The 2,882-nt window shown below is 59.9% G+C and carries 4 protein-coding genes; 2 read left to right on the top strand and 2 right to left on the bottom strand.

From position 1 onward, the window contains the following. Nucleotides 1–708, bottom strand: a 708-nt coding sequence (locus AC1DKD_RS40510; RefSeq protein WP_477144671.1) for a citrate lyase subunit alpha, incomplete at its 3' end; no start/stop codon positions are given. A gap of 26 nt (nucleotides 709–734) precedes the next feature. Further along, nucleotides 735–1,286, bottom strand: a complete 552-nt coding sequence (locus AC1DKD_RS40505) for a hypothetical protein (RefSeq protein ID WP_441634800.1) — start codon at nucleotides 1,284–1,286, stop codon at nucleotides 735–737. Between the two features lie 268 nt (nucleotides 1,287–1,554). Here AC1DKD_RS40505 and AC1DKD_RS40500 point away from each other — a divergent pair, with 268 nt between their 5' ends. Both AC1DKD_RS40500 and AC1DKD_RS40495 read left to right on the top strand, forming a co-directional pair. Next, complete coding sequence (locus AC1DKD_RS40500; protein WP_477144670.1) at nucleotides 1,555–2,403, top strand: HTD2 family dehydratase; 849 nt, start codon at nucleotides 1,555–1,557, stop codon at nucleotides 2,401–2,403. Between the two features lie 22 nt (nucleotides 2,404–2,425). Beyond that, on the top strand, nucleotides 2,426–2,882 hold a 457-nt coding region (locus AC1DKD_RS40495; protein WP_477144669.1), incomplete at its 3' end, for an acyl-CoA dehydrogenase family protein.

Here is a 2,882-nt window from a genome sequence, read left to right as displayed (position 1 = left end):
ATCCCCGATGGAATGGACAGGGACCACATAGTCGATGTAGTCCTGGCTGATGGCGATAGGGCAGGCGGGATAGGGAACCAGGTTGTCGGTGACCGCAATCACCGTGGCCGCGTAGCGCACGTCGGCTTCGGCATAGCCGAGCGTTCCACAGGCTGACGGGCCGGACACACCGTTCAAGTTTCCATAGTTGTCAGCGGTCGGTGCAGCTACAAAGGCGGCATCGATAGCTAACGCGCCTGACTCGATGAGGCGGGCGCGCCCTCCATGGGTGTGCATGAACATGGGGGCGGCAAGCGCGCCGCGCGCCACCGCGCCGGCGACGGGACCTGACGCATACCCAGTGTAAATCTGGCCAATGACGCCGGCTTCCATGAGTTCCACCCACGGGCCATGTACCGGGAAGATTGAGCTGGCGGCCACGGTCAGGCCGCGCAAGCCTTGATTCGCGGCCTCGCACAACACTGCATTGGCAACAGCATCGCCGTTGCGAAGATGATGGTGGAAGGAAATGGTTGAGCCGTCACGCAATCCGGCCGCGTCGATGGCTTCGCGCAACGAGGGCAGTACCTTCGGAGTGCCACGGGGAAATGTGCGTAGGCTGGGCGCCGCGCGCCGATGCACCTCGGGGCAACCGGTGATGCCAGCATAAGGTACCAGACGTTGGCCGCCCACCCATTCCGGAATATCACGTCCAATCTTGTTTTTCACGCGTCCTCCGCATTGCATTGTAGGAACTACAGTCCATCGTCTCTCAGGCGTGCGACCGTCTGGAGCGATACGCCAAACCAATCGTAGAACGACGCTTCCAGGTCGCCTTTGCTACCCCAGCCCACTCTGTCCCGCAGGTCCGCGACGGAGAGCTTGAACTGTATCGACTCGAATAGCGCGCGCATGAGACGTTGCGTCCGGCATATGTGCGTGAAGGCCATGCCTTGCGTGAACAGAGCGGTCCGGATTCGTTCGGGTGTCGTGTTCAGCGCATGGGCAACTGTATGAGCATTCCAGTTCTCCTGTGGGTGGTGAAAGACCGTTCCCGAAATCATGTCCCGCAGAAGCGGCGCCCATGAGGGCGTTTCCGCGCTTAGGTGCGATGGGCCCAGGGTAATTTCCTTCAGGTTCCCATCGGCGAGTTCCAGATAACAGCTAGACGCGGAAAACACGCTGCCACCCAGTTGCAGGTCGATTGATTCGAAAGCTGGAATGTCGATAGCACGGTCCGTTTGCAAAGTGCGTGAAAATCCATTTCGCGTAAGGGCATGTTCGCCGTGACAGGAGGCAATCCGCATGGGAAATGCCGGCACGAGTCTGTGGAGAGCCACTCGGGAGCGACAACGAATCTGGACGCGCATGGGGGTCTGCCGAATCGGATGGTTTGAGCCAATCTTGGCCACAGTTTCGCGCTACGTAAATCCGGTTCTTCCGAACGCTCCATTCGGGTAAACGCATGCTCGATGTTTTCTGTGCAGCCGAAAGGCTCGTTCCGAACTTGCGAATGGGAAGTTGCCCTTAGCCCGTGCATAGTGGGGGCCTAGAAAACAGACCGAAGAGACGTTCATGGACACTGCCAAGCTGAAGGAGTGGGTCGGCAACTCAACCGAGTCCCACGACGAGATAACCGCGTTCCCCGTCAAGGCGCTCTCCGCGACCCTGGACCGTGAAGACCCAGCACCGGTTCGCGGAGACGCACTCGCCCCTCTCTGGCATTGGCTGTACTTTTTGCCGTTGCACAGGCAGYCTGAGCTGGGCGTTGACGGCCATGCCAAGCGAGGCGGCTTCCTGCCGCCGGTGCCGCTTCCGCGACGCATGTGGGCCGGCGGGCGGTTGCGGTTTCATCAGCCCCTCCGCGTAGGTGAGACTGTATCGAAGAAGTCCACCATTCTGGACGTGAATGCCAAAACAGGGCGGACGGGGTCACTGGCCTTCGTCACCGTGGAGCACCAGTATTCCGGAGCGCGGGGCCTTGCGGTGACCGAAGAGCACGACATCGTCTACAGGGAAGAAGCCTCGCCAAATGCGACTGGTCCGGAGCCGGTTGCTGCGCGTACCGACGAAGACTGGTCTCGCGAAGTGGTGCCCGACCCAGTGCTGCTGTTCCGATTCTCCGCCCTGACCTTCAACGGTCACAGAATTCACTACGACCACCCGTATGTGACTGCTGTCGAGCATTACCCTGACCTCATTGTCCACGGCCCGTTGTTAGCCGTGCTGCTCCTCGACCTGGTGCGCAGGAACTTGCCTGACGCCACGGTTAGCAGCTTCTCCTTCAAGGGAGTTCGCCCCACCTTCGTGCCCCAGCGTTTTTACGTCTGCGGGAAGCGAAGCGGGGACGGGAAGTCTGTTGAACTGTGGATTCGCCACGAGGGCGGTGCGCTTGCGATGACTGCTACTGCCGAACTTAGCTAAACGAACGTACACGGAGACTATCGTGCTGAACAAAGTCGATGAACATCAAGAAATCCGCGAAGCTATCCGCGATTTGTGCGGTCAGTTCTCTTCGGAGTACTTCCGCAAGATTGACGAGGTGCGAGGCTACCCGGAGGAGTTCGTCAACGCACTGACGGCCGCCGGCTGGCTGGCAGCTCTGATTCCTGAGGAGTACGGTGGCTCCGGGCTGGGCCTGACGCAGGCGTCGGTCATCATGGAAGAAATCAACCGCGCCGGCGGTAATTCCGGCGCTTGCCACGGGCAGATGTACAACATGGGAACGCTGCTGCGCCATGGCTCGGCAGCGCAAAAGAAGGAATACCTTCCGAAGATTGCGAGCGGAGAGCTACGTCTGCAATCGATGGCGGTTACGGAGCCGACTACAGGCACCGACACGACAAAAATCAAGACCACCGCAGTGCGTAAAGGCGACAAGTATGTCGTGAACGGGCAGAAGG

Source organism: Cupriavidus sp. 05T313, assembly GCF_056396665.1.
This window is presented reverse-complemented; position numbering and strand designations above follow the sequence as displayed.